General features: G+C 58.0%; 2 rRNA genes. Both read right to left on the reverse strand.

Going from position 1 to position 3849, the window contains the following annotated elements:
* Positions 1 to 1594: ribosomal RNA gene (locus Q0817_RS19770) — 23S ribosomal RNA — on the reverse strand; the annotation flags it as partial.
* Between the two features lie 588 nt (positions 1595 to 2182).
* A 16S ribosomal RNA gene (locus Q0817_RS19775) occupies positions 2183 to 3708 on the reverse strand.
* Between the last annotated feature and the right edge of the window lie 141 nt (positions 3709 to 3849).

A 3849-nucleotide genomic window follows, 5' to 3' on the forward strand; every position in this document is an offset into this window, starting at 1 on the left:
GACCAATGGTCACCGCATGGCCCGGTTCGGGTGGTTAGTGTCCCCGGTTCGGTAGGGGCGGTTCTTCGCCGGTACGGGAATATCAACCCGTTGTCCATCGACTACGCCTGTCGGCCTCGCCTTAGGTCCCGACTGACCCAGGGCAGATTAGCTTGACCCTGGAACCCTTGATCATCCGGCGGACGGGTTTCTCACCCGTCATTCGCTACTCATGCCTGCATTCTCACTCGTGTGGGCTCCACCACTGGGTCACCCCGCAGCTTCACTGCCCACACGACGCTCCCCTACCCATCGCACCACCTGAACCAGGACCTGAAGCCCTGGTTGGGTATCATTGGTGCAATGCCACAACTTCGGCGGTGTACTTGAGCCCCGCTACATTGTCGGCGCGGAATCACTTGACCAGTGAGCTATTACGCACTCTTTCAAGGATGGCTGCTTCTAAGCCAACCTCCTGGTTGTCTAAGCAACTCCACATCCTTTCCCACTTAGCACACGCTTAGGGGCCTTAGTTGGTGGTCTGGGCTGTTTCCCTCTCGACTATGAAGCTTATCCCCCACAGTCTCACTGCTACGCTCTCACTTACCGGCATTCGGAGTTTGGCTGACGTCAGTAACCTTGTAGGGCCCATCGGCCATCCAGTAGCTCTACCTCCGGCAAGAAACACGTAACGCTGCACCTAAATGCATTTCGGGGAGAACCAGCTATCACGAAGTTTGATTGGCCTTTCACCCCTACCCACAGCTCATCCCCTCCATTTTCAACTGAAGTGGGTTCGGTCCTCCACGCGCTCTTACACGCGCTTCAACCTGGCCATGGGTAGATCACTTCGCTTCGGGTCTAGATCACGCCACTCACTCGCCCTGTTCAGACTCGCTTTCGCTACGGATACCCCTCACGGGTTAACCTCGCGACGTAACACTAACTCGCAGGCTCATTCTTCAAAAGGCACGCCGTCACCCTCTGACAGGCTCCGACGGTTTGTAGGCACACGGTTTCAGGTACTATTTCACTCCCCTCCCGGGGTACTTTTCACCTTTCCCTCACGGTACTGGTCCGCTATCGGTCATCAGGTAGTATTTAGGCTTACCAGGTGGTCCTGGCAGATTCACACGGGATTTCTCGGGCCCCGTGCTACTTGGGTACACGCTCCGCGCGGCAGCAACGATTTCGTCTACGGGACTCCCACCCTCTCCGGTCCGGCACTCACACCGGTTCGACTATCGTCCTGCACTCACACGCCCGGGCCGGCAGACCCGGGACGACGTGCCCCACGACCCCGATGATGCAACCCCTGCCGGGTATCACACACCATCGGTTTGGCCTCTTCCGCGTTCGCTCGCCACTACTGACGGAATCACTGTTGTTTTCTCTTCCTGTGGGTACTGAGATGTTTCACTTCCCCACGTTCCCTCCACACACCCTATGAATTCAGGTGCGGGTCACCACGCATAACACGTAGCGGGGTTTCCCCATTCGGAGACCCTCGGATCACAGCTCGTTTATCAGCTCCCCGAGGCTTATCGCAGATTACCGCGTCCTTCATCGGCTCCTGATGCCAAGGCATCCACCGTGCGCCCTTAAAAACTTGCCACATGATCACAGAACACACCGATACCACCACCACCACACCAAAAGGTGCGGCAGCGGTCTCTCGGCGATCAATCACGAACACGGCACCACAACCACACCAGGCACACCCTTCGACCCTTACGAGACGAGGACGACACCCGGGCCATTGCGGCACCCGTTCTTAAGATGCTCGCGTCCACTATACAGTTCTCAAACAACAACCCGCACACCCCACACACTGGTGGCAGCAGCCCCTCACAGGGGACACGACCACCGGCAGGACGCCGGGAACCCAGACACAACACCCCCACCCCCACACCAGGGGACGGGGCCTGTTGTCTCAGGACCCAATAGTGCACCACGGACCACACCCACCACCGGAGCGGCTCCCTTCCACCACCCACACCGTGCGAACCCGCAAGGGTCCACCACGGTGGGGCAGGTACTAGGACCCGACCCGGCCGGCAACCCCCACCCCCGGCGAACCAGGAGAACAGGAGGAGTGCGGCCACTTGCTCGTTGATATTCCACCCATGAGCTCACCCCACCAGCACCACGAACGGGCACTAGGGCGGGGGCGACCACCACACGGTGGTCAACGGCTCCTTAGAAAGGAGGTGATCCAGCCGCACCTTCCGGTACGGCTACCTTGTTACGACTTAGTCCCAATCGCCAGTCCCACCTTCGACGGCTCCCTCCCACAAGGGGTTAGGCCACCGGCTTCGGGTGTTACCAACTTTCGTGACTTGACGGGCGGTGTGTACAAGGCCCGGGAACGTATTCACCGCAGCGTTGCTGATCTGCGATTACTAGCGACTCCGACTTCATGAGGTCGAGTTGCAGACCTCAATCCGAACTGAGACCGGCTTTTTGGGATTAGCTCCACCTCACAGTATCGCAACCCTTTGTACCGGCCATTGTAGCATGCGTGAAGCCCAAGACATAAGGGGCATGATGATTTGACGTCATCCCCACCTTCCTCCGAGTTGACCCCGGCAGTCTCCTATGAGTCCCCACCATCACGTGCTGGCAACATAGAACGAGGGTTGCGCTCGTTGCGGGACTTAACCCAACATCTCACGACACGAGCTGACGACAACCATGCACCACCTGTCCACCAGCCCCGAAGGGAAACCCCATCTCTGAGGCGGTCCGGTGAATGTCAAGCCTTGGTAAGGTTCTTCGCGTTGCATCGAATTAATCCGCATGCTCCGCCGCTTGTGCGGGCCCCCGTCAATTCCTTTGAGTTTTAGCCTTGCGGCCGTACTCCCCAGGCGGGGCACTTAATGCGTTAGCTACGGCGCGGAAAACGTGGAATGTCCCCCACACCTAGTGCCCAACGTTTACGGCATGGACTACCAGGGTATCTAATCCTGTTCGCTCCCCATGCTTTCGCTCCTCAGCGTCAGTAACAGCCCAGAGACCTGCCTTCGCCATCGGTGTTCCTCCTGATATCTGCGCATTTCACCGCTACACCAGGAATTCCAGTCTCCCCTACTGCACTCTAGTCTGCCCGTACCCACTGCAGACCCGGGGTTGAGCCCCGGGCTTTCACAGCAGACGCGACAAACCGCCTACGAGCTCTTTACGCCCAATAATTCCGGACAACGCTTGCGCCCTACGTATTACCGCGGCTGCTGGCACGTAGTTAGCCGGCGCTTCTTCTGCAGGTACCGTCACTCTCGCTTCTTCCCTACTGAAAGAGGTTTACAACCCGAAGGCCGTCATCCCTCACGCGGCGTCGCTGCATCAGGCTTCCGCCCATTGTGCAATATTCCCCACTGCTGCCTCCCGTAGGAGTCTGGGCCGTGTCTCAGTCCCAGTGTGGCCGGTCACCCTCTCAGGCCGGCTACCCGTCGTCGCCTTGGTGAGCCATTACCCCACCAACAAGCTGATAGGCCGTGAGCCCATCCAAAACCAGTAAAACCCTTTCCACCACCCACCATGCGGTGCGAGGTAGTATCCAGTATTAGACCCAGTTTCCCAGGCTTATCCCAGAGTCAAGGGCAGGTTACTCACGTATTACTCACCCGTTCGCCACTAATCCGCCCAGCAAGCTGGGCATCATCGTTCGACTTGCATGTGTTAAGCACGCCGCCAGCGTTCGTCCTGAGCCAGGATCAAACTCTCCGTCAAAAAAACAACGAAAACATCAAACCCCGGCTGAAAATGGTTGCCCCACGCCCCACGGAGGCAGGACGACGACAACCCCATCAACCGAATAAAAAATCGGTATCAACAAACATGGCACACTATTGAGTTCTCAAACAACAGACC

This window comes from uncultured Kocuria sp. (genome assembly GCF_947500125.1).
Taxonomy (GTDB): Bacteria; Actinomycetota; Actinomycetes; order Actinomycetales; family Micrococcaceae; genus Kocuria.